Consider the following 21915-nt stretch of genomic DNA (forward strand, 5'->3'; position numbering starts at 1 on the left):
TGCCGGGCGCGAGCCCCGCATCGTCCCTAGAAGCCGGACTCCTCCGACGCGTCGTCCTCGTCGTCCTCGGCGGTGGCGCGTGCCTGGGCCTGCGCGGCGACCTGACCCGTGAGCGGCGAGCGCTCGGGCGCCGGGATCCGCGTCGACTGGCGGCGCACCTGCGGCGGCTCGCTCGTCTCGGGGACGGGGACCTCGCCCCACGCGTACGTGTTGTCGTTCTCGAAGGGGTCGCGCGCCTCGAACTCGGTGCCGACCTCGTCGGTGAGGGCGGGAAGCTCGGCCGTCATCTCTGCGAGCGAGCGGCCGAGCACGGCGCGCTCGTCGGGGCGCAGCGGCAGCACGTTCTTCACGTAGGAGGCCGTCGCGACCGGCATGGGCACGTCCTCACCCGCGGACTCCGCGAGGTACCACCGGTGGTCGAGGACCTCGTGGAACACCTGCGCCGGCTCGAGCTTGCCGCGCAGCTCGCGCGGCACCGCGCGCACGGTGGGCTCGAAGATGCTCGTGAGCCACGCGTGGGCGCCGAAGGCCTCGTCCTCGCCGATCTCGGGGTGGACCAGGCGGAACTCGTCGAGGTCGTTGAGCAGCCGCCGCGCCTGGTTCTCCTGGACGTCGAGACCCGTGAGACGCATGAGGCGACGCGAGTGGAAGCCGGCGTCGACCACCTTGGGGCGGATGCGCAGCCCCTGGCCGTCGGGGGTCGAGAGCATGTCGAGCTCGCCCACGTCGAAGCCCATCTCGTTGAGCGCGCGCACGCGCTCCGCGACGCGCAGCGGGATGTTCGCGTCGAAGGTCTCGGTCGCGGTGAGCGCGGCCCACAGCTTGCTGTACTTGGACTCGAGCCGCTCGCCGATCTTGAACGGGTCGATGCCCTCGTCGAGGTCCTCGTTGGCCTGCAGGTCGAGGATCTCGCCGATGATGTTGGTGGTCGCGATCTCGAGGTCGTACGAGCGCTGGCCGTCCGTGAGGGCCTCGTGGAGGTCGCCCGTCTCGGCGTCGACCAGGTATGCCGAGAACTCCGAGGCGTCGCGACGGAAGAGCGCGTTCGACAGCGACACGTCGCCCCAGTAGAAGCCCGTGAGATGCAGCCGCACCAGCAGCACGGAGAGCGCGTCGATGAGGCGGTTGAGGGTGCCCTTGCGCAGCGCGGTCGAGAACAGCGCGCGGTACGGCAGAGAGAACGCGAGATGCTCGGTGACCAGCGCCGCGGAGAGCTCCTCACCCATGGGGGTGCGTCGCTGGGTCACCACGGCCACGGCATGCACGCAGGGCGCCTCGAGGCGCTCCAGCTCGCGCAGCATCTGGAACTCGCGGTACGCGATCTCCCGGTTCGTCTCCTTGACCGCGAGCACGTTGCCGCCATGGCGGACGAAGCGCACCACGTGGCGGGACAGGCCCCGGGGGAGAGCGGCGATGACGTCCTCGGGCCAGGCGGACAGCGGGATGTCCCATGGCAGCTCCATGAGCCCAGGATCGGCGGCCCCGGTGATGTGCGGCATGGCTCCAGCGTAGCGAGGGCGGCCCGGGACCCCACGCATCGTGCCCGGGGCATGCAGAAGGGGCGGCCCCGGCATCGCCGGGACCGCCCCTTCCGTGAAGCGCTGAGCCTTAGCCCGCGAGCGAACGCGACGCGTCGGTCTTGACGACGTGCGTCGAGATGCGCTCCTGGGTGGCGGAGGAGAAGACGTGCTGCTCGCCCTCGCGGATGGTCACCCAGATGGTGTCGCCCTTGGCGGGGACGTCGCGCGGGTCGACGCGGACGATGCCGTCGCCGGAACCGCCCACGACGTTCTTCGAGGCAGTCGCGAGCGGCGTCGGGATGGTGCCGTACACGAAGGCGTCGGAGCCGAGCTCCTCGACCACGTTGACCTCGACGGGGAACGCGCCGGGCGTGTTCGGCGCGACGCGGTCGAGCGACTCGGGACGGAAGCCGAGGATGACGTCGCCGCCATCGGCCTCGGTCATGTTCGCGACGGTGTCGCGACGCAGCTGGATCTTCGAGTCGCCGATGAGCGCGTAGCCGTCCTCGACGCGGAACGTCGAGAGGTTCATGGCGGGCGAGCCGATGAAGCCGGCGACGAACACGTTCTGCGGGGTGTCGTACATCTCGCGCGGCGTGCCGACCTGCTGGAGGACGCCGTCCTTGAGGACCGCGATGCGGTCACCCATGGTGAGTGCCTCGACCTGGTCGTGCGTCACGTAGACGGTGGTGGTGCCCAGGCGGCGCTGGAGCGCGGCGATCTGGGTACGGGTCTGGACACGGAGCTTGGCGTCGAGGTTCGACAGCGGCTCGTCCATGAGGAACACCTGCGGCTGGCGGACGATCGCGCGGCCCATGGCGACGCGCTGACGCTGACCACCCGAGAGGGCCTTCGGCTTGCGGTCCAGGTACTCGGTGAGGTCCAGGATCTTCGCGGCGGCCTCGACACGCTCGCGGATCGTGGCCTTGTCGACCTTGGCGATCTTGAGCGCGAAGCCCATGTTGTCCGCGACGGTCATGTGCGGGTACAGCGCGTAGGACTGGAACACCATCGCGATGTCGCGGTCCTTGGGCTGCACGTGGGTGACGTCGCGGTCGCCCACGAAGATCGCACCCTTGTCGACGTCCTCGAGGCCGGCGAGCATGCGCAGCGAGGTCGACTTTCCGCAACCCGAGGGGCCGACGAGGACGAGGAATTCGCCATCGGAGATCTCGAGGTCGAGCGAGTCGACGGCGGGGCGCTCGGTGCCGGGGTAGATCCTCGACGCCTTGTCATAAGTAACGGTGGCCATGGCCATGTGTCCCTTCACCGGCAGGTACGTGCCGGACGATCCGTAGTGAAGAAATGCCGTTGTGGTGTCCACAGTGACACTGCCGGGCTCCTCCCGGCCCGCCCATCATGACACAGCCCGCGTGGGACCCGGCACACACCCAGGGTCCGGGGGCTGGTGAGGAGGCACGATGCCCCCGGTAGGTTGGGTGCATGGCAGGGCTGCAGCGCGAGGTGGGGGACGTCGTCGGCGGGTACCGCGTGGTCGGGCGCCTGGGCACGGGCGGCTCGGGGTCGGTGTACCGCGTGGTCGACGAGGGCGGCACGGAGGCGGCTCTCAAGCTGGTCGACGCGCGCGAGGACCAGGTGGCCGCCGCGCGGCTCGCGCGCGAGGTGCGGGCGCTGCAGTCGCTGCGTCACCCCGCCGTCCCTCAGATCCTGGACGCCGAGCTCGACGACGACGAGACGTTCGTGGTGTTCGAGCTCGTGCCCGGCAAGACCCTGTTCGACGACATCCAGGAGCACGGCCCGCTGGCCGGGCACGCGCTCGCGGCCTTCGCCGAGCGGACGGCCTCGGCGCTCGAGGCGGTCCACGCCGCCGGGGTGGTGCACCGGGACGTGACCCCGTCGAACGTCATGATGGGGCCGGACGGGCCGGTGCTCATCGACTTCGGGCTCGCGCATCGCACGGACGACGCGCGCCTCACGCGCGAAGGTCTGGTGAGCGGCACGCCGGGCTACGTGGCCCCCGAGGTCATCGACGGCGCCGAGCCGGGCGCGCAGGCCGACCGCTGGTCGTGGGCCGCGACGGTCGCCTACGCGATGACGGGCAGGGCGCCGTTCGGCTCCGGCACGGGAGCGATCAGCCGCACGCTCGAGGCCGACGCGAACCTGCCGGATGTGGCGGGGGCGGCGTCCCTGCGCGCCGCGCTCGGACGCGACGTCGATGCGAGGCCCGGTATGCGCGACGTGGTCGCGGCCCTCAGCGGCGCCACCGAGGTGATGCCCGCGATCCCCGCGACGGCGGTCGCGCCGGTCGGCTACCTCGGCGAGGGCGCGGACCCCGACGCGACCACGGTGCTCCCGAGCGGCGACGACCTCCCCGTGACCACCGCGCAGCCGCAGTGGGAGGACGATGCCGAGCCGGGCGCGTGGGACGACGTCGTCGGCGAGCACCACGAGGGTGTCGACGAGCCCGAGGAGGTGCCGCCGCCGCGCCGCCGCACGCTGCTCATGCTCGCGGGCCTCGTGGTCGTCGCGGCGGCGCCGCTCGCGCCGCTGCTCACCTACCTCGTGCTGGTCGGCGTCGCGGTGGTCGCGAGGACGGTCCAGCGCCGCGAGCTCGCGATCGAGGCCGCGCAGGCACGGCGCGGCCACCGGCGGACCACCGACACCGTGGTGCAGACCATCGGGCTGCCGTGGCACGTGCTGCGCGCCGCGGTCGAGACCATCCCGGCCGCGCTGACGGCGGCGGCCGTGGCCGTCGGGGTCCAGCTGGGCTCCTGGTGGGTGCTCGGGCAGCTCGACGTGGTCGGCGCCGCGGCCGACGCGGAGAGCGACACGCTGCTGTACTCCGCGACGCTCGCGCTCGCGGGGCTGGCGGCGGTGCTGGTGATGGCCTTCGGGCCGCTCATGTCGACCACGCGCGCCGGCGCGCATCGGCTCGCTGCCGCCGTCTCGCCGACCGGCGGGCTTGCGGTGGCGTGGGCGCTCATCGCCGCGACCGCGATCCTGGTCGCGTGCATCGCGATCTTCGCGGGCGCCGGCGACTGGTGGTGGCCGCTGCCGCAGGCGCCCGCGCTGTGAGACGGATGCCGGGAACGGTCCCGACGGGTGGGACGTTGGGCGTGCGAGCACCCAGGCGCACGGCGGTACCGTGGCGCGCAGTGCGACGAGCGAGGGAGAACGTGCGATGAACGCCGATGCGGTGCAGGCCGACGAGTCGACGGAGACCGGGCGCTGGGCCACCATCCAGCCGTGGCTGAGCACGCTGGTGCGCCTGTCGATGGCGATCATCCTCGTCGCGGCGGCGATCCCCAAGATGACGGACATCCCGCAGTCGATCATCGCGGTGCGCGCGTACGAGATCCTCCCGGAGGCGCTGGTCCCGCTCGTGGGCACCATGCTCCCGTTCTTCGAGCTCCTGCTCGCGGTGTTCCTGTTCGCCGGGCTCTTCACGCGCCTCGCGTCGATCGTCTGGCTGCTGATGATGGCCGCCTTCGTCACGGGCGTGATCTGGGCGTGGGCGCATGGCCTCAGCATCGACTGCGGCTGTTTCGGCGGCGGTGGCGAGGTCGCGGAGGGCACCACGAACTACCCGTTGCATATGCTCGAGCGCGGCATCTTCGTGGCGTTGGGCACCTATCTGGTCATCTGGCCCCGGAGCCGCTTCTCGCTCGACGGCTGGATGAAGGCCGCGTGAGCCGCGGCGGCTAAAGTTGTTGTGACAACCGACGACAGAACCCTGGAGAGATCGATGTCGAGCAAGAACAGCAAGGCCAACGACGCGCGCGCCGCGGCCAAGGCGCAGGCCCAGGCGCAGGTGCGTGCGCAGGAGCGCCGGACGATGCTCATGATCGTCGCGGGCTCGATCGTCGGACTGGCGATCTTCGGCGGCCTGATCTTCTTCATCATCAACCAGGGCAAGGTCGAGCCCCTCGGCACCGAGGGCGCGGCCGCTCCCGCCGCCGCCGACACGACTGGCGGCATCCCGGTGGGCACCGCCGGCGTGGTCGGCGAGGACCTGGTGACCGATGTGCCGCGCGTCGACGTCTACCTCGACTTCATGTGCCCGATCTGCAACGTCTTCGAGCAGACCAACGCCGCCGACCTCGACGAGATGCGTGAAGCCGGTGAGATCCAGGTCTACTACCACCCGATCTCGATCCTCGACCGCTTCTCGTCGGGCACGGACTTCTCGACCCGTTCCGCCGGCGCCGCGGGCGTGGTCGCGCACCTCGCGCCCGAGGCGTACCTCGACTTCACCGCGGCGATGTTCGCGAACCAGCCCGAGGAGAACTCGGAGGGCCTGAGCGACGCGCAGATCGAGCAGATCGCGATCGACGCTGGCGTGCCCGAGGAGGTCGCCGCAAGCCTCGACGACGACGGCATGAAGAAGTGGGCGACCGCGGCCACCGAGCAGGCCTCGGTCGACGGCATGCGCGGCACGCCGACCGTGCGGGTGTCCGCCACCGGCGACTTCGCCGACGGCGTCATCCTCAACGAGCAGGGCAACGACGAGGCCCCGGTCGTGGACTACTTCACCGCCGGTGAGCTCCGGGCGTACATCGAGAGCCTGGGCTGATCTTCCGCCGCGAGCGCCGCATCGTCCTCCGGGGCGGTGCGGCGTTCGCGCGTTCGGGGCCGGTATCCTGGCCGCCCCGGCTGGCATGGCGCAATCGGTAGCGCAGCGCTCTTGTAAAGCGAAGGTTGCGGGTTCGAGTCCCGCTGCCAGCTCCACTTCATTTCCGCACCACCCAGCCCTGCCCACCCGCCACCAACGGTTCGGGACACTCACCACTCCTCGCATCGGTACGAGACCGCCTCGCGGGACAGCCACCTCCGCCTAGGTGGATCGCGCGGAGCCTGGTGTCCCGCGAACGCATCCGGCACGCGCAGCGGAGTGCTCAGTGTCCCGACCGGGAGGCTAGAAGAGCGCCGGTGCGCCGGTGGCCCAGCGGATGGGTGACGCGCCCTGCTCCTCCAGCAGGCGGTTGACCCGCGAGAACGGCCCCGAGCCGAAGAACCCTCGCGACGCGCTCAGCGGGCTCGGATGCGCGCTCTCGACGCGCGGGACGTCGCCGAGCATCGGCGCGAGCGCCTGGGCGTGCCGCCCCCACAGGACCGCGACCAGCGGCCCGCCGCGCGTCGCGAGCCTGCGGATCGCGAGCTCGGTGACCTCCTCCCACCCGAGGCCCTGGTGGGAGCCTGCCTCGCCGGGACGCACGGTGAGCACCCTGTTGAGCAGCATGACGCCCTGGTCGTGCCACGGGGTGAGGTCGCCGCTCGCGAGCTCCTCGCCCGTGTCATCGCGCAGCTCCCGAGCGATGTTGCGCAGCGAGCGGGGCAGAGGATGGCCTGGGGGGACGGAGAAGGACAGCCCGACGGGGTCGCCGGGCGTGGGGTAGGGGTCCTGGCCCACCAGCAGGACGCGCACATCGGCGAGCGGCAGCCCGAAGGCGCGCATCACCGCCTCGGGCGCGGGCAGGTAGGGCTCGCCCGCGAGCGTGGCGTCGAGCCGCTCGAGCGCCGGCGCCACCGGGGCGAGAGCGCGGGCCCAGTCCGGGGCCACGGGGGCCATCCACGCCTCACGCATGCGGCCCACCCTAGCGACGGGGGGACGATGCGCCGCGCGCCTGTCAGGCGGGCCTCGCCGCCGCGCTTACCCTGGTGGCGATCATGGACCTGACGAGCGACACCGCGGACTCCCCGGCACCTCAGCCGGAGCTCGACGAGCGCGCCGTCCAGGTCCTGGCCCTCGAGCGTCGTTGGTGGCGCTACGCCGGTGCCAAGGAGGACGCGGTGCGCGAGAGCCTAGGGCTCAGCGCGACGCAGTACTACCAGGTGCTCAACACGGTCATCGATTCGCCCGAGGCGCTCGCGCACGACCCGGTGCTGGTCCAGCGCCTGCGGCGGATGCGCGACTCGCGCATCCGCGGCCGGGCGGCGGGTCCCGCGCACGCGTGAAGGTGAACGGTAGGGTGTCCGCGTGACGACCGCGCATGAGCCCGACGAGTTCGACCAGATCGCCCAGAGCGGCGGCCCTGTGGGCGTGCACCGTGCTCCGCGCCCGTGGTGGAGCGTGGCGATCGTGCCGCTCGTCGTCTTCGTCGTGGCCGGCCTGGTGGCCTTCGTGGTCGCGCAGCTGTTCTGGAACACGGGCGTGACGCCGTCGTCGACGGTGAGCGAGTCGCCCGCCGCCGAGGTCACCACCGAGGCGACCTCCGAGGCGACCACGGAGCCCTCCGAGACCGTGTCCGAGGAGCCGTCCGAGACCCCGTCCGAGGAGCCGTCGGAGACCGCCGAGCCCGAGCCCGTCATCGACTACGACGCCTCGATCGCGGTGCTCAACGGCTCCGGGATCACCGGCCTTGCAGGCTCACAGGCCACGCTTCTCGAGGAGGCGGGCTTCGCGACCCCGACCGCGGACAACCTCTCGGGTGCGATCCCGACCGCCAACCGCGTGGTCTACGCGGACGAGGCGATGGCGGACACCGCGGCCGAGGTCGCGTCGACGCTGGGGATCGACACGGTCGAGCTGGGCGAGCCCACCACGGACGTCGACGTCGAGGTCCAGCTGGTCTCCTCGCCGTAGCGCGAGGCTCGCGGCGCGGGCCGCCCCGCGCATCGCCCTCGCGGGGCACGATGCGCCGCCACGCCCTCGGCGAACACGGTTCACGCCGTTTGCACTCGGCGGGGGAGAGTGCCAGAATCGGCGTTAGCACTCGCCAGGCGCGAGTGCTAAGAGACCTAGGGTTCTCCGCCGAGGTGCGGGGCCTGGCGTGACGTGAACGCCCGGCCGTGCATCGTCCGTCGCGGGCGGTGGGGGACCGTCATCCATCGGAAGAGGTACTACCCCCATGGCAAAGATCATTGCCTTCGATGAGGAGGCCCGCCGCGGCATGGAGCGGGGCATGAACGCCCTCGCCGACGCCGTCAAGGTCACTCTTGGACCCAAGGGTCGCAACGTCGTTCTCGAGAAGAAGTGGGGCGCCCCCACCATCACGAACGACGGCGTCTCCATCGCCAAGGAGATCGAGCTCGAGGAGCCCTTCGAGAAGATCGGCGCGGAGCTCGTCAAGGAGGTCGCGAAGAAGACCGACGACGTCGCGGGTGACGGCACCACCACCGCGACCGTGCTCGCCCAGGCGCTCGTGCAGCAGGGTCTGCGCAACGTCGCGGCCGGCGCGAACCCGATCGCCCTCAAGAAGGGCATCGAGAAGGCCGTCGAGGCCGTGACCGCCGAGCTGCTCAAGGCGGCCAAGGAGGTCGAGACCAAGGACGAGATCGCCGCGACCGCGGGCATCTCGGCCGGCGACCCCGCGATCGGCGAGCTCATCGCCGAGGCGATGGACAAGGTCGGCAAGGAGGGTGTCATCACCGTCGAGGAGTCCTCGGCTCTGGGCCTCGAGCTCGAGCTGACCGAGGGCATGCGCTTCGACAAGGGCTTCCTCTCCGCCTACTTCGTCACCGACGCCGAGCGCCAGGAGGCCGTCCTCGAGGACGCGTACATCCTGCTCGTCGAGTCGAAGATCAACTCGGTCAAGGACCTCGTGCCCGTGCTCGAGAAGGTCATGCAGACCGGCAAGCCCCTCGCGATCATCGCGGAGGACGTCGAGTCCGAGGCCCTCGCGACGCTCGTGGTCAACAAGATCCGTGGCACCTTCAAGGCCGTCGCCGTCAAGGCGCCCGGCTTCGGCGACCGCCGCAAGGCGATGCTGCAGGACATGGCGATCCTCACCGGCGGCACCGTGATCTCGGAGTCGGTCGGCCTCTCGCTCGACAACGCGGGCCTCGAGCTCCTCGGCCAGGCGCGCAAGGTCGTCGTGACCAAGGACGAGACCACGATCGTCGAGGGTGCGGGCTCGGAGGAGCAGCTGGCCGGCCGCGTCCGCCAGATCCGCGCCGAGATCGACAACTCCGACTCGGACTACGACCGCGAGAAGCTCCAGGAGCGCCTCGCCAAGCTCGCCGGCGGCGTCGCCGTCATCAAGGCGGGCGCGGCCACCGAGGTCGAGCTCAAGGAGCGCAAGCACCGCATCGAGGACGCCGTCCGCAACGCGAAGGCCGCCGTCGAGGAGGGCATCGTCGCCGGTGGTGGCGTGGCCCTCATCCAGGCCGGCACCACCGCGTTCGAGGGTCTCGAGCTCGAGGGTGACGAGGCCACCGGTGCCCGCATCGTCGAGGCCGCGATCACCGCGCCGCTGCGCCAGATCGCCGTCAACGCCGGCCTCGAGGGCGGCGTCGTGGTGGAGAAGGTCAAGGGCCTCCCGGTCCACTTCGGCCTCAACGCCGCGACCGGCGAGTACGTCGACCTGCTTGCCGCGGGCGTCAACGACCCGGTGAAGGTGACCCGCTCGGCGCTGCAGAACGCTGCGTCGATCGCGGCGCTGTTCCTCACCACCGAGGCCGTCGTCGCCGACAAGCCCGAGCCCGAGCCGGCCATGCCGGCCGGTGCCCCCGACATGGGCGGCATGGGCTTCTAAGCCCTGCTCGAGCTTCGCAGAAGCCAGCTCGAAGGCCCCGCTCCCGGTTCGCCGGGGGCGGGGCCTTCGTCGTAGGCGCCCCGGCCCCTCAGCGCGCGCGTCGCTGCGCCGCGGTCACCCTGAGCCCCGACTCGCGCAGGCGCAGGATGAGGTCCCGCGTGGAGACCTCCGTCGCGCCGAGCGCCACCAGCGCGTCCCGGCGTTCCACGGGGTAGTCGTAGTGGTCGCGGTCGAATGCGCGAGGGGGGATGCCTGCGGCGGCGGCGAAGCCGTGGAGCTCGTCGAGCGACGAGTCCGACACCAGGTGGCCCCAGACCGTGCCGTGGCGGGGCCACAGCGGCGGGTCGATGAGGATCATGACCTCAGGGTAGGCGCGGGCCGCTCGGTGCCCGCGCGCGTCACCACGAGGCGTTGCGTGCGAGCGCCAGGGCGCCCTTCTGCCACCAGGCCCCGGCCGCCGGGCCGCCGTTGCAGTAGCCGTCGGACTCGCCGGGCGCCTTGATCCACAGGTACGCGTCGACGTACTTGCGGTCGGCCGTGACCATCGGGCGCGTGCCGAGGCCGCGGCCGGAGGGGTTGCACCACTGGCCGTTCGAGCCCTTGCCGTTGCGCGACGTGTCGATCACGAACGTCCGTCCGCCCAGCTTCCTCGCGATCGCCGCACCGTAGGCACGCTCGGCCGCGGTGGTGTTGTAGTTCGACGTGTTGAGGGAGAAGCCGGCCGCGTACTTGAAGCCGACCTTGCGCAGGCGCGCCACCGTGTCGTCCACCGACCGCCAGTTGGAGTGCCCGGCGTCCAGGTAGACGCGCGCGCCGGCCTGCGTGAGCTTCTTCGCCGCGTAGCGCAGGTACCCCACGCGGTCGCCCTGTCCCGAGCAGTCGCCCAGCTGGGCGAGCGCGTCCGGCTCGAGGATCACCCAGGGGCGCCCCACGATCCCGTCGGCGACCTTGTCGATCCAACGCGCGTACTGGCTGGTCGAGACCCCGCCCGCGGAGTAGGAGCCGCAGTCGCGCCCGGGGATCGCGTAGATGACGAGCACACCCGTGCGGCCGGCCTTCTTGGCGCGGCTCGTGTAGTCGCGCACCGCGGTCCGCGCCTGCGTGCCCGAGAGCCACGATCCGACCCACTTCGCCGTCGGCGTCTTCGCGATCTTGGCGAGGCGCGTCTTGGTGGTGCCCGAGGACTTCGCGTACGCCGCATATGCCTGCGAGCGGGTGTCGACGAAGAAGCGCGCGCTCGCCTTGACCTGAGGCGCCTTGGTCCACGTGAGCGGGTTGGTCGCGCCCGCGGAGGAGGTGGACGAGGCGGACGAGGACGTGGAGCTCGACGACCCGGACGACGCGTTCGAGGTCGGGATCGACGTGGTGAGCTTGCAGGTGGTGCCGTTGAGCGTGAAGGCCACGGGCTTGGTGTTGCTCCCCGTCCACGAGCCGTTGAAGCCGAAGTCGATCACGTCTCCGCTGCGCACCGTGGCGTTGTACGACTCGTGGCGGACCGTGACGCGCTTGGCGGCGCGGACGGTCTGCGCGTTCCACGACTGCGTCACCTTCTGGCCGGACCGGTAGCTCCACCGGACCGTCCACCCGGAGAGCGTCGGACCGGTGTGCTTGATGCGCACCTGGGCGGTGAACCCGCCGGGCCACTGGGCATGTACGGAGTAGTTCACCGCGCACGCCGATGTCGCCGCGGTGGCGGCGATCGGGGTCGCGATGCTGAGGGCCAGCGCGCCCATCACGGCGGCGGCGAGCACCCGGAACCTCATACGCATCGCGCCATGCTAGGGGCGCCTCCGCGCGCGCCGGTGTCAGGCGGGCGAAGTGTGGCGAGTCTCACGTCCCCTCACCTGCTGAACAGGCGCGACGCCGTCGCCTCCGCGTCCTCGTAGGACCGGGCCGCGTGCCCGAGCGCCTGCGTGATCGCGTCGAGCGCGGACTCGACGTGGGCCTGGGCGCCCCGCCATTGCTCCCGCACGTCCGCGAAGGCCGTCGCCGCGCCGCCGCGCCATGAGCTGTCGAGCCGTGTGAGCTCCGCCATGAGGGCCGCGACCTCCCCGCGGATCGCATCGGCCGAGCGCGCCGCCCTCGCGGAGACGGCCGAGACCTCGGCCGCGTCGACGTGGTACTCCATGGTGTCCTCCTCGATGTCGGTGCGACCGAGGCTAGGAGGACGCGCGCGGGCCGTGCCGCGCGGGACGCGCGCTCAGGGGAGGGGCGTCGATGCGTCCGCGGCCGTGGACATCGCCGCGATCGCCTTGTCGAGGCGTGCGAGCTCCGCAGTGAGGTTCTGACGGGCCTGCGCCTCCCAGGTGGCGCCGAGAGGGCTCGTGTAGAGGCGGTCGCGCGACAGCAGGCGCGCCACGATCGCGCGCCGGCTCGCGAGGAACCGGTCCTCGGGGATCTCCGCATACTCCTCGCGGACGTCGGTGATGTAGGCCTTGTACCGCTGGGGGTCCGACGCGAGGATCGCGAGGTCGGCGTCCGAGAGCACCGCGGCGTCCGGGGTGTCCGGCACCGAGACGTGGCGCGCGAGGCCCCTGACCATCGTCGCCACCGCGTCGATCTTCTCCGCAGGGACGCCGAGGTCCCTCAGCTCCATCCGCGCGTACTCCGCGCTCGCGTCCTCGTCCTCGCCGCCGCGAGCCGCGTACGCCGACTCGGAGTCCGAGGAGAACACCGCTCCGTGGTACCAGGCCGCGAGGCGCACGCAGTGCGGGAGGCGGGTCTCCTGCTGGAGCTCGTCGACGCGCGTGAGGAGCTCCACGAGGTGGCGCACGTCGTGGAAGCGGCGGGCGGGGTTCTGCCAGCGGTGCAGCAGCCGCGCGCCCGCCTCGGCGACCTCCTCCGGCGATGCCGTCGCTCCCACCGCGGTCGCCTCCCGCACGAATGCGGGGAGCAGCCAGGCAGGCGTGGTGGGCGTGGGCATGTTCACCTCGAGTGGTTCCGGGCTTCCCTCTACGTCTCCAGTCTGCCCACATCCGGTGCCCGGAAGCAAAGCACCTCACCGCGGACCCTCGGCATGGGCCGGTGCCGCAGGGTCCGGCTAGAATCGTGCGGGGTGCCGAGCAGCGGCACCATCCAGGACGAACGAGGTAGATGTGCCCACTGGCAAGGTGAAGTGGTTCGACACCGACAAGGGGTTCGGATTCATCGCGAGCGACGATGGCGCCGAGGTCTTCCTGCACGCCTCGGCGCTCCCCGCCGGCACCACGGTCCGCCCGGGCGCGAAGGTCGACTTCTCGGTCGCCGACGGCCGTCGCGGTCCGTCCGCGCTCAACGTGACCGTCATCGAGGCGGCGCCGTCGGTCGCCGCCAACCTCCGCAAGAAGCCCGAGGAGATGACCGTGATCGTCGAGGACCTCATCAAGATGCTCGACGGCGTCTCCAACTCGCTGCGCAAGGGACGCTACCCGGACGCCGCGAAGAGCAAGCCGGTGGCCGCGGTGCTGCGCGCCGTCGCGGACCAGCTGGACGTCTGATGGCCAAGGACGCGGTGCTGCTGGGCGCCCTGGATCTCGCCCGCGAGGCGGCGGTCGAGGCCGCAGGCGACGATGCCCTGGTGGGCGACCACCTGAGCGCCACCACGGTCGAGGACCGGCTGGTGACGCATCTGTTCTCGTGCACGATGCCCGGCTACCGCGGGTGGGTGTGGTCCGTCACGCTCGCGCGCGCGCCGCGCCAGAAGGCCGCGACGGTCTGCGAGGCGCACCTGGTGCCCGCGGACGATGCGCTCCTCGCCCCCGCGTGGGTGCCGTGGGCCGACCGCGTGCGTCCCGGCGACCTCGAGCCGTCGATGGTGCTTCCGTACATCCACGGCGACGGCCGGCTCGTCCAGGGCTACGAGTCCACGGGCGAGGAGGACGAGGACAAGCTCGCGAACTGGGAGCTCGGCCTGGGGCGCCCCCGCGTGCTGGGGCCCGACGGCCGCACCGAGGTCGCCGACCGCTGGTACCGCGGCTCGCACGGCCCGAGCGCCGCGTCCGCGATGGCCTCCGCGTCCCCGTGCTCGACCTGCGCGTTCTTCATCCCGCTCACCGGTTCGATGCGCATGCGCTTCGGCGCGTGCGCCAACGAGTGGTCGCCCTCGGACGGCCGCGTGGTGAGCGTCGACCACGGGTGCGGCGCGCACTCCGAGACCGATGTCGAGCGCGGTGCCACGCAGTGGCCCGACCCGGACCCCGTGTTCCAGAACGATGTGCCCGTGGCGCTCGACCTCGCGCCCGAGCCGGAGGAGCAGCCGGTGGCGGAGCCCGTCGAGGACGAGGCGTCCGCGGAGCCGGAGACGGCGCCCGACGCCGCGACCGAGACCGTGGTCGAGTCCGAGCCCGAGGCGCCGGTCGAGCCGGAGCAGGAGCCCGCCAGCGACGACGCCACCGAGCCCGCGGAGGTCGTCGAGGCTGCGGAGGTCGTCGAGGCCGCGGAGGCGGAGACCGCCGAGACGGAGACCGCCGAGACGGAAGCCGAGGACGCGGAGCGCCAGGCTGACTGAGCCTGCCGCCGCCACGGCCCACGTCGCGCGCGCGCTCGCCGCTCGCGTCTACGTCCCCACGCTCGTCGCGGAGATCGGCATCGGGGCGATGCTCCCGGTGCTCGCCCTCACGGTGGTCGACATGGGGCACACCGCCGCCTTCGGCTCGCTCGCGGTCGCGGCGTACCAGCTGGGCAGGCTGCCCGGATCGGCCGTCGGCGGCGCGCTCACGCATCGTCTCGGCTCGGCGCATGCCGCGCTCGTGTCGCTCGGCCTCATCGGAGCGGGCGCGGCGGCGGCCGCGCTCGAGCCGGACCTTGCGGTCTTCATGGTCGGCGCGGTGCTCGTCGGTCTCGGACATGCGGCGTACCACGTGGCCCGTCAGGATCAGATCCTCGGCGTCATCAGCCACGAGGGCATCGCCCGCTCGCTCACCTCGCTCGCGGGGGTGTGGCGCATCGGGAACTTCATCGGACCGCTGATCGGCGCGGCCGTGATCGCGGCATGGGGCCTGCCCGCGACCTACTGGCTCGGGCTCGTGTGCATCGTCGCCGCGATGGCGCTCCTCGCGATCGTCGGCATGCGCGGCGACCGGCGCATCGTCCGTCCGCCGAGCCCGGCGAGCCTAAGGGAGGTGATCCGCGAGCATCGGCACGTCCTCGCGACGCTGGGCCTCACGGTGGTCGCGACGGGTGCGCTGCGCCAGGCGCGGATCGCGGTGATCCCGCTGTGGGCCGCGCACGTGGGACTCAGCCCCGAGGTGTCGACGCTCATCTTCTCGATCTCTGCGGGCATCGACATGCTGCTGTTCTACCCGGCCGGGGCCACGATGGACCGACGCGGCCGGCTGTGGACCGCGGTGCCGTCATCCCTCCTGCTCGCCGCCGGTTTCCTGCTGCTGCCGCTCACGCACGGCGCGGCCCAGGTGACGGCGGCGGCGCTCGTCCTCGGCGTGGGCAACGGGTGGGGGTCGGGGCTCATCATGACGCTCGGCGCGGATGTGGCGCCTGTGCGCGGACGCTCGGTGTTCACCGGCGTGTGGATGGTGCTCCAGGACGTCGGCGGTCTCGCTGGCCCCGCGCTGGTGTCCGCGGGAGCGCTCATCGCTCTCCCCGTCGGATACGTCGCGGTCGGCGGCATCGGCCTCGCGGTGACCGCCGGGTTCCTCCGGTGGGTGCCGCGCGGACGACCGGCGCACGTGCACCGGTCGGACTGATCAGCGGAAGTTCTGAGTCGCGTACCACGTGGTGCCGTCGTCGGTGACGGCGGCACCCGCGCCCATCTGGGTGTACGCGGGGTTCATGAGGTTCGCGCAGTGCCCGGACGAGTAGACCCAGTTGACGTGGAGCTTGTTCATGGCCGTCGACTCGGACATGCCGGTCGAGCGGTACGCGACGCCCACGTTCTCCGCTCCCGGTCGCGACGGGTTGTGCGCTAGGGCGTCGGCCGGCGCATCGGTCTTCGAGTCGCTCGCCGCCATCGACCTCGACCAGGACTGTGCCGCGGAGGCCAGCGAGCCCGACCACGTGAGCGGCGCGATCCCGGCCTTGGCGCGCTCAGCGTTCGCCGCGGCGAGGAGCCCGCTCACGCTCGAGGCGCCCGACGGCGCCTGCGGGTTGGCGCAGTAGGCGGTGAAGTCGACCTTGGTGCTCTTCTTCGAGGTCGAGCCGGAGGAGGTCGAGGTGGACGATGAGGTCCCCGAGCTGGACTTCGACGTCGAGCTCGAGGCGCTCGGGCTCGAGCCGCCGGACGATGCGGGGGTCGAGGTCGCGGTCGGCGTGGGGGTCGGCGTGGGCGTGGGCTTCGGCTTGGTGACCTCGACCGTGTGCGTCCGCGGGGCCTCGACGCCGTCGGCGGAGGCGGTGATGGTGGGCAGCGCCTGGGGCTGCTGGTCCTCGACGGCGGGTGCGTCGATCGCGTCCTGCGCGTAGGAGGCGGTGGCGGGGGCGAAGGTGTAGGCGCTGGCGAGCACCGTCGAGGCGATCACGACCGGCAGCCCGCCGAGCAGGATGGCCGGAGCGTGACGACGACGTCGGCGGTTGCGCTCCAGCACATCCTGCATCTCGGTCATGTCAGCAATCTCTCCACGAGGTAGTCCATCGACTGCACCAGGCGGCTCACGTCCTCCGGATCCACCGCGGGATACACGCCCACGCGGATCTGGTTCCGGCCAAGCTTCCTGTACGGATCAATATCGACAACCCCTTGAGCGCGCAGGTGCCTGCGCAGCTCGGCGCTGTCGACGCTCTGGTGCAGATCGATGGTCGCAACCACGGGGGAGCGGAGGCCAGGGTCTGTGACGAATGTCTCAGTCCATCCGGTTCGTGCCGCCCAGTCGTAGAGCAGGTCGGACGAGGCGCGCGAGCGCGCGGCGGTGAAGGGCAGGCCCCCGCCCGCGAGCATCCACTCGAGCTGCGCGCGCATGAGCACGAGCGTCGCCACCGCGGGTGTGTTGAGCGTCTGCTCGGCGCGCGAGTTGTCCAGCGCGACCTTGAGGGACAGCGACTCGGGGATCCACCGCCCGCTCGCCGCGATCTCATCGATCCGCGCGATCGCCGCCGGGGACACGATCGCGAACCACAGGCCGCCGTCCGCCGCGAAGCTCTTCTGGGGCGCGAAGTAGTAGACGTCCGCCTGCGCGATGTCGACCTCGACCCCGCCGGCCGCGGAGGTCGCGTCGACCACCGTGAGCGCCTCGCCGATGCCCTCCGGCCGGACGACGGGCACGCAGACGCCGGTCGACGTCTCGTTGTGCGGCCACGCGTAGACGTCGATGCCGGGCTCGGCCTCGGGCAGGACGGCGCCTCCCGGCGCCACGGTGCGGATGGACGATGCGCCCAGGTGGGGGGCGGCGTCGGTCGCCTTGGCGAACTTCGACCCGAACTCCCCGAACGCGCAGTGCTGGGCGCGCTCGCGCACGAGCGAGAACGCCGCCGCGTCCCAGAACATCGTCGAGCCGCCGTTGCCGAGCATCACCTCGTAGCCGGCGGGCAGCGCGTAGAGCTCCCCCAGCATCGCGCGGATGTCGCGCACGAGGTTCTTCACGGGCGCCTGGCGATGGGACGTGCCGAGCACCCCGGGCTGGCTCGCGACCAGGGCGTCCACCTGCGCGTCGGTGACCTTGGACGGCCCCGAGCCGAAGCGTCCGTCACGGGGCAGCAGGGCAGGCGGGATCTCGATGATGTCCGTCATGGCATCACTGTAGTGGCGGCGGTGCTGGCATCATGGCGCACGTGTACCGCCTTACGCCCGCCCTTCAGAACTACGCATGGGGGATGACCGAGGTCCTCGAGGACCTGGTCGGACTCCCCGTGTCCGGAGACCCCGTCGCCGAGGCGTGGTGGGGGGCGCACACCTCCGCGCCCGCGCTCGCCACGGCCGCGCATCACGACGGCGCGGACGAGCTCGGCATGCACCCCGGCGAGAGCGCTCCGCTGGATGCGTTGATCGCGCGCGCTCCCGAGGCGATGCTGGGCCCCGACCTCGCCTCCCGGTGGGAGCGGCTCCCGTACCTTCTCAAGGTGCTCGCGATCGCCAAGCCGCTCTCGCTTCAGGTGCACCCGACGCTCGACCAGGCCGAGGCCGGCTTCAAGGACGAGGAGGGTCGCGGAGTTCCCGTCGACGCGGCCACGCGCACCTTCAAGGACCGCTCGCACAAGCCCGAGATGATCGTCGCGCTCACCCCGATGACGCTCCTCGCGGGCTTCCGTCCCGCATCGGCCGTCGCGAAGGACCTGGTGTGGCTCGACCAGCCCTGCACCCGGCGGTGGGCCGAGGACCTCGCGAACGCGACCGAGCCGACGGTGGCGCTCGGCGAGTACATCCAGCGCGTGCTGCGCGACCCCGAGGCGCCCGCCGCGCTCGCCGCGCTCGTGGAGGTGGGCGGCCGCTCCGGCGTGCCCGAGTCGCTCGCCGTCGCCTCCGCCGCGGCGCTCGAGTTCCCCGGCGATCCCGGCGCCCTGGTCGCCGTCGCCCTCAACGTCGTGCGCCTCACCCCGGGCCAGGCATGCTTCACCGGCGCGGGCGTCATCCACTCGTACCAGTCGGGCGTCGGCGTGGAGATCATGGCGAACTCCGACAACGTGGTGCGCGCCGGCCTCACCCCGAAGCCCGTCGACATCGACCTCCTCGTGGAGCTCACGGACGGCACGCCGACGCCGCCCCCGGTGGTCGTGACCGAGTCCGAGGGGGTGGCGACCCGCTACCCGGCGCCCGTCGACGAGTTCGCCCTCACCATGGTGGAGCGAGGCACCGCAGCGTTCGCGGCCGGGCCCCGCATCGTCCTCGCCGTGGACGGCACCGCGACGGTCCACGGGGACCGCGGATCGCTGAGCCTGAGGCGCGGCGAGGCGGCCTTCGTCCCGTTTGCGGATGGTCGTCTGATTGTGGACGCGGTGGGCTCCGCCGTGGTCGTCGAGGTCCCGGCTCGCATGCGCTGACGAGCCACTAGCCTGGGGCGCATGACTATGCGCATCTCTGTCTTCGGCACCGGTTACCTCGGTGCCACGCACGCGGCGGGCATGGCCGAGCTCGGCCACGAGGTGATCGGCGTCGACATCGACCCCGCCAAGATCGAGCGCCTCCAGCGGGGCGAGGTCCCGTTCTTCGAGCCTGGACTCCCGGAGCTGCTCCGTAAGCACGTCGACTCGGGGCGCCTGCGCTTCACCACCGACGCCGCGGAGGCGGCGGAATTCGCCGACGTGCACTTCATCGGCGTGGGCACGCCGCAGAAGAAGGGTGAGAACGCGGCGGACATGCGGTTCGTCGACGCCGTGATCGACACGCTCGCACCGCTGCTCACGCGGCCCGCCGTGATCCTCGGCAAGTCGACCGTGCCGGTGGGCACGGCGGCGCGTCTGGCCGCGCGTGTCCGTGAGCTCGCCCCGGTGGGCGAGCAGGCCGAGCTCGGCTGGAACCCCGAGTTCCTGCGCGAGGGCTTCGCGGTCGAGGACACGCTTCGTCCCGACCGGCTGGTGCTCGGCATCGACAAGGCGCACCCGGGCCGCGTCGAGGAGGTCGCGCGCGAGGTGTACGCGGATGCGATCTCGCGCGACACCCCGTTCCTCACGACGGACCTCGCGACGGCCGAGCTGGTGAAGGTCAGCGCGAACGCGTTCCTCGCGACCAAGATCTCCTTCATCAACGCCGTAGCCGAGGTGTGCGAGGTCACCGGCGCTGACGTGGCGGACCTGGCCGACGCGATCGGTCACGACGTGCGCATCGGCCGCAAGTTCCTCGGGGCAGGGCTCGGATTCGGCGGCGGCTGCCTGCCCAAGGACATCCGCGCCTTCATGGCGCGAGCGGGCGAGCTGGGCGTCGACCAGGCGCTCACGTTCCTGCGCGAGGTCGACAACGTCAACATGCGTCGCCGCGACCATGTCGTCGACCTCGCCGCGCGTGAGGTCGGCGGCTCGCTCAAGGGTGCGCGCATCGCCGTCCTCGGCGCCGCGTTCAAGCCGAACTCGGACGATGTCCGCGACTCGCCGGCGCTCGACATCGCGGGCCGCCTCCACCTCGCGGGCTCGGACGTGCGCGTGTTCGACCCCGAGGCGATGAAGAACGCGGAGCAGGTGTGGCCGACGCTCAACTTCGCGGAGAGCGCGCTCACCGCGTGCCTCGACGTGGACCTGGTCATCGTCGCGACGGAGTGGTCCGAGTTCCGTGAGCTCGATCCGATGGCGCTCAAGGGGCGCGTCACCTGCCCCGTCGTCATCGATGGACGCAACTGCCTGCCGACCGAGCAGTGGACCGACGCGGGCTGGCGCTACATCGGGCTGGGTCGCCACGCGTCATGAGCGATCTCATCGACACGACGGAGATGTACCTCCGCACCATCTACGAGCTGATCGAGGACGGCGTCACCCCGATGCGCGCCCGCCTCGCCGAGCACCTGGGCCACGCCGGCCCGACGGTCTCGCAGACGATCGCGCGCATGGAGCGGGACGGGCTCGTGGTGGTCACCCCCGACCGCCACCTCGAGCTCACGGAGCATGGGCGCGAGCTCGCGATGCGGGTGATGCGCAAGCACCGCCTCGCGGAGCGGCTGCTCACCGACGTCATCGGCCTCGACCTCTCGCACGTCCACGAGGAGGCGTGCCGGTGGGAGCATGTGATGAGCGAGCGTGTCGAGATGCGCCTGCTCGAGATCCTCGGCGAGCCGACCGTCTCGCCGTACGGCAACCCCATCCCGGGACTCGACGAGCTGGGCGCCGCTGACGCCGCGCTGGTGCCCGACGAGCGCGGCCTCACGGACCTCGCGGACGCCGGTGTGACGCGCGTCACAGTCACCCGCATCGGTGAGCACCCGCAGGCGGACCTCCAGCTGCTCTCCGAGATGGTCGAGAACGGCCTCCTGCCAGGCGCGATCGTCGGGCTGGCGGCGCAGGACGATGCGGTGGTGGTCACGGTGGCCGACAAGCGGGGTGTTCTGGGCCGAGATCAGGCCCGCCACATCTTTGGCTTGCCTTCCTAGCGTTCTTTGATAAATTTTCGGTAACAACGACGGCCTTGAAGGCATGGAGACCATCTCCGCCGCGCCCCCCACAAGACGAAACGCTCGAAGATGACGCGAGCGTAGGGGTGCAGAAACATCGACGCGCACGGGGCGCGGAAGGAACGAAAACTTTGAAGTACGGATACATGCGCGCCAAGACGCGCGCGGTGGCCGCGGCCACGGGTGCAGCACTCGTGGTGGTCCCCCTGACCGGAGCCGCAGCCGCCGCCCTGGTGACCGACGACTCGTCGGGCACCGGCACCGTCCTTGATGCGGCCGCCGCCTACACGAGCGACGTGGCCGACATCCCCGAGGTGACGACCGCCGCCAAGAAGAGCGCCTACGAGATCGACACGCCGACCGTCAAGGTCAAGGTCCCGCCGCCGCCGGAGCCCGAGCCGGAGCCCGTGGTCGAGGAGACCACCGCGCCCAGCACGACGAGCGGCACCACGACCGTCTCGCGGAGCGAGTCGACCTCGTCGTCGTCCTCCTCGTCGTCGTCCTCGACCGCGTCGTCGGCGAACGTGCAGGCCGCGATCAGCGGCTCGGCGGTCATCGCCGAGGCCTCGAAGTACGTGGGCACGCCCTACCGTTCGGGTGGCTCGACGCCGGCCGGCTTCGACTGCTCCGGCTTCGTGTCGTACGTCTACGGCCAGCTCGGCATCTCGCTGCCGCGCTCGTCGGGCGCCTACTACTCGGTCGGCACGCGCGTGTCGAACCCGCAGCCGGGCGACATCATCGTCTCGCCGGGCCACGTCGCGATCTACGCGGGCCCGAACCTGCAGATCGACTCGCCGCGCCCCGGCAAGACCGTCCAGTTCCGCGCGATCTGGCAGTCGAGCCCGGTCTACGTCCGCGTGACCTGATCCTCACGTGTCGCACGAGGGCCGCCACCGTCTCGGTGGCGGCCCTCGTCGCGTCCGGGGCCGGCGCATCGTCACGCCGCGCCGCGCGTGCGCTGCGCCGCCCCTCCTCCCGCGAGGTGCTCAGTGCTCGAATCGC

General features: G+C 71.7%; 22 protein-coding genes and 1 tRNA gene. 14 read left to right on the plus strand and 9 right to left on the minus strand.

What is annotated here, in order from left to right:
* Nucleotides 1-26: 26 nt before the first annotated feature.
* The gene (locus AOM06_RS08575) at nucleotides 27-1499 is read right to left on the minus strand and encodes a DUF4032 domain-containing protein (RefSeq protein WP_082105432.1); all 1473 of its coding nucleotides are present in this window, start codon (nucleotides 1497-1499) and stop codon (nucleotides 27-29) included.
* A gap of 109 nt (nucleotides 1500-1608) precedes the next feature.
* Nucleotides 1609-2772 (minus strand): ABC transporter ATP-binding protein, encoded by a 1164-nt coding sequence (locus AOM06_RS08580; protein WP_062304721.1) that lies wholly within the window; start codon nucleotides 2770-2772, stop codon nucleotides 1609-1611.
* A 191-nt stretch (nucleotides 2773-2963) separates the two neighbouring features.
* On the opposite strand from AOM06_RS08580, the gene AOM06_RS08585 reads away from it, so the two are divergent.
* From AOM06_RS08585 to AOM06_RS08600, 4 genes are all read left to right on the plus strand, one after another.
* On the plus strand, nucleotides 2964-4556 hold the full coding sequence (locus AOM06_RS08585) for a serine/threonine-protein kinase (protein WP_062304665.1): 1593 nt from the start codon (nucleotides 2964-2966) through the stop codon (nucleotides 4554-4556).
* 106 nt (nucleotides 4557-4662) lie between these two features.
* The gene (locus AOM06_RS08590) at nucleotides 4663-5172 is read left to right on the plus strand and encodes a MauE/DoxX family redox-associated membrane protein (RefSeq protein ID WP_062304668.1); all 510 of its coding nucleotides are present in this window, start codon (nucleotides 4663-4665) and stop codon (nucleotides 5170-5172) included.
* A 54-nt stretch (nucleotides 5173-5226) separates the two neighbouring features.
* A complete protein-coding gene (locus AOM06_RS08595) occupies nucleotides 5227-6054 on the plus strand; it encodes a DsbA family protein (protein WP_062304670.1) in 828 nt (275 codons plus the stop codon).
* Between the two features lie 79 nt (nucleotides 6055-6133).
* Nucleotides 6134-6209, plus strand: a tRNA-Thr gene (locus AOM06_RS08600).
* A 187-nt stretch (nucleotides 6210-6396) separates the two neighbouring features.
* Here AOM06_RS08600 and AOM06_RS08605 read toward each other — a convergent pair.
* Nucleotides 6397-7065, minus strand: a complete 669-nt coding sequence (locus AOM06_RS08605; RefSeq protein WP_156163650.1) for a uracil-DNA glycosylase — start codon at nucleotides 7063-7065, stop codon at nucleotides 6397-6399.
* An 83-nt stretch (nucleotides 7066-7148) separates the two neighbouring features.
* On the opposite strand from AOM06_RS08605, the gene AOM06_RS08610 reads away from it, so the two are divergent.
* The 3 genes from AOM06_RS08610 (at nucleotide 7149) to groL (ending at nucleotide 9955) form a co-directional block, all read left to right on the plus strand.
* Nucleotides 7149-7436: a DUF3263 domain-containing protein gene (locus tag AOM06_RS08610; RefSeq protein WP_062304723.1), complete on the plus strand. Its 288-nt coding sequence runs from the start codon at nucleotides 7149-7151 to the stop codon at nucleotides 7434-7436.
* Between the two features lie 22 nt (nucleotides 7437-7458).
* A complete protein-coding gene (locus tag AOM06_RS08615) occupies nucleotides 7459-8064 on the plus strand; it encodes a LytR C-terminal domain-containing protein (protein WP_062304672.1) in 606 nt (201 codons plus the stop codon).
* 265 nt (nucleotides 8065-8329) lie between these two features.
* On the plus strand, nucleotides 8330-9955 hold the full coding sequence (groL, locus tag AOM06_RS08620) for a chaperonin GroEL (protein WP_062304674.1): 1626 nt from the start codon (nucleotides 8330-8332) through the stop codon (nucleotides 9953-9955).
* 88 nt (nucleotides 9956-10043) lie between these two features.
* Here the strand turns inward: groL and AOM06_RS08625 are convergent, their stop codons facing one another.
* From AOM06_RS08625 to AOM06_RS08640, 4 genes are all read right to left on the minus strand, one after another.
* Nucleotides 10044-10313 (minus strand): DUF4031 domain-containing protein, encoded by a 270-nt coding sequence (locus AOM06_RS08625; protein WP_062304676.1) that lies wholly within the window; start codon nucleotides 10311-10313, stop codon nucleotides 10044-10046.
* Nucleotides 10314-10353: 40 nt separating this feature from the next.
* Nucleotides 10354-11724: a glycoside hydrolase family 6 protein gene (locus tag AOM06_RS08630; protein WP_369401403.1), complete on the minus strand. Its 1371-nt coding sequence runs from the start codon at nucleotides 11722-11724 to the stop codon at nucleotides 10354-10356.
* 71 nt (nucleotides 11725-11795) lie between these two features.
* Nucleotides 11796-12083 carry a WXG100 family type VII secretion target gene (locus tag AOM06_RS08635; RefSeq protein WP_062304680.1) on the minus strand — a complete coding sequence of 96 codons (288 nt, stop codon included), beginning with the start codon at nucleotides 12081-12083 and terminating at the stop codon, nucleotides 11796-11798.
* Between the two features lie 72 nt (nucleotides 12084-12155).
* Nucleotides 12156-12878, minus strand: a complete 723-nt coding sequence (locus AOM06_RS08640) for an HD domain-containing protein (RefSeq protein ID WP_062304688.1) — start codon at nucleotides 12876-12878, stop codon at nucleotides 12156-12158.
* A 172-nt stretch (nucleotides 12879-13050) separates the two neighbouring features.
* Here AOM06_RS08640 and AOM06_RS08645 point away from each other — a divergent pair, with 172 nt between their 5' ends.
* From AOM06_RS08645 to AOM06_RS08655, 3 genes are all read left to right on the plus strand, one after another.
* Nucleotides 13051-13431 (plus strand): cold-shock protein, encoded by a 381-nt coding sequence (locus AOM06_RS08645; protein ID WP_062304690.1) that lies wholly within the window; start codon nucleotides 13051-13053, stop codon nucleotides 13429-13431.
* Nucleotides 13431-14441, plus strand: coding sequence for a DUF3027 domain-containing protein (locus AOM06_RS08650; RefSeq protein WP_082105434.1), 1011 nt, complete (start codon nucleotides 13431-13433; stop codon nucleotides 14439-14441). Before AOM06_RS08645 ends, AOM06_RS08650 begins: the two co-directional genes overlap by 1 nt.
* A 73-nt stretch (nucleotides 14442-14514) precedes the next feature.
* Nucleotides 14515-15636, plus strand: coding sequence for an MFS transporter (locus tag AOM06_RS08655; RefSeq protein WP_369401404.1), 1122 nt, complete (start codon nucleotides 14515-14517; stop codon nucleotides 15634-15636).
* Here the strand turns inward: AOM06_RS08655 and AOM06_RS08660 are convergent, their stop codons facing one another.
* On the minus strand, nucleotides 15637-16491 hold the full coding sequence (locus AOM06_RS08660) for a CAP domain-containing protein (RefSeq protein ID WP_062304696.1): 855 nt from the start codon (nucleotides 16489-16491) through the stop codon (nucleotides 15637-15639).
* On the minus strand, nucleotides 16488-17612 hold the full coding sequence (serC, locus tag AOM06_RS08665; RefSeq protein ID WP_062304698.1) for a phosphoserine transaminase: 1125 nt from the start codon (nucleotides 17610-17612) through the stop codon (nucleotides 16488-16490). The genes AOM06_RS08660 and serC overlap by 4 nt, the downstream gene beginning before the upstream one ends.
* Nucleotides 17613-17644: 32 nt before the next feature.
* Here serC and manA point away from each other — a divergent pair, with 32 nt between their 5' ends.
* The 4 genes from manA to AOM06_RS08685 all read left to right on the plus strand — a co-directional run bounded on the left by manA (nucleotide 17645) and on the right by AOM06_RS08685 (nucleotide 21779).
* Entirely contained in the window at nucleotides 17645-18859 is a 1215-nt protein-coding gene (gene manA / locus AOM06_RS08670) for a mannose-6-phosphate isomerase, class I (protein ID WP_062304699.1), read from the plus strand.
* Nucleotides 18860-18886: 27 nt separating this feature from the next.
* On the plus strand, nucleotides 18887-20215 hold the full coding sequence (locus AOM06_RS08675; RefSeq protein ID WP_062304700.1) for a UDP-glucose dehydrogenase family protein: 1329 nt from the start codon (nucleotides 18887-18889) through the stop codon (nucleotides 20213-20215).
* Nucleotides 20212-20892: a metal-dependent transcriptional regulator gene (locus AOM06_RS15175; protein ID WP_062304701.1), complete on the plus strand. Its 681-nt coding sequence runs from the start codon at nucleotides 20212-20214 to the stop codon at nucleotides 20890-20892. Before AOM06_RS08675 ends, AOM06_RS15175 begins: the two co-directional genes overlap by 4 nt.
* Nucleotides 20893-21044: 152 nt before the next feature.
* On the plus strand, nucleotides 21045-21779 hold the full coding sequence (locus tag AOM06_RS08685; RefSeq protein ID WP_228372902.1) for a C40 family peptidase: 735 nt from the start codon (nucleotides 21045-21047) through the stop codon (nucleotides 21777-21779).
* Nucleotides 21780-21915 lie beyond the last annotated feature (136 nt).

Origin of the sequence: Demequina subtropica (assembly GCF_000971235.1) — a bacterium.
Lineage (GTDB): Bacteria > Actinomycetota > Actinomycetes > Actinomycetales > Demequinaceae > Demequina > Demequina subtropica.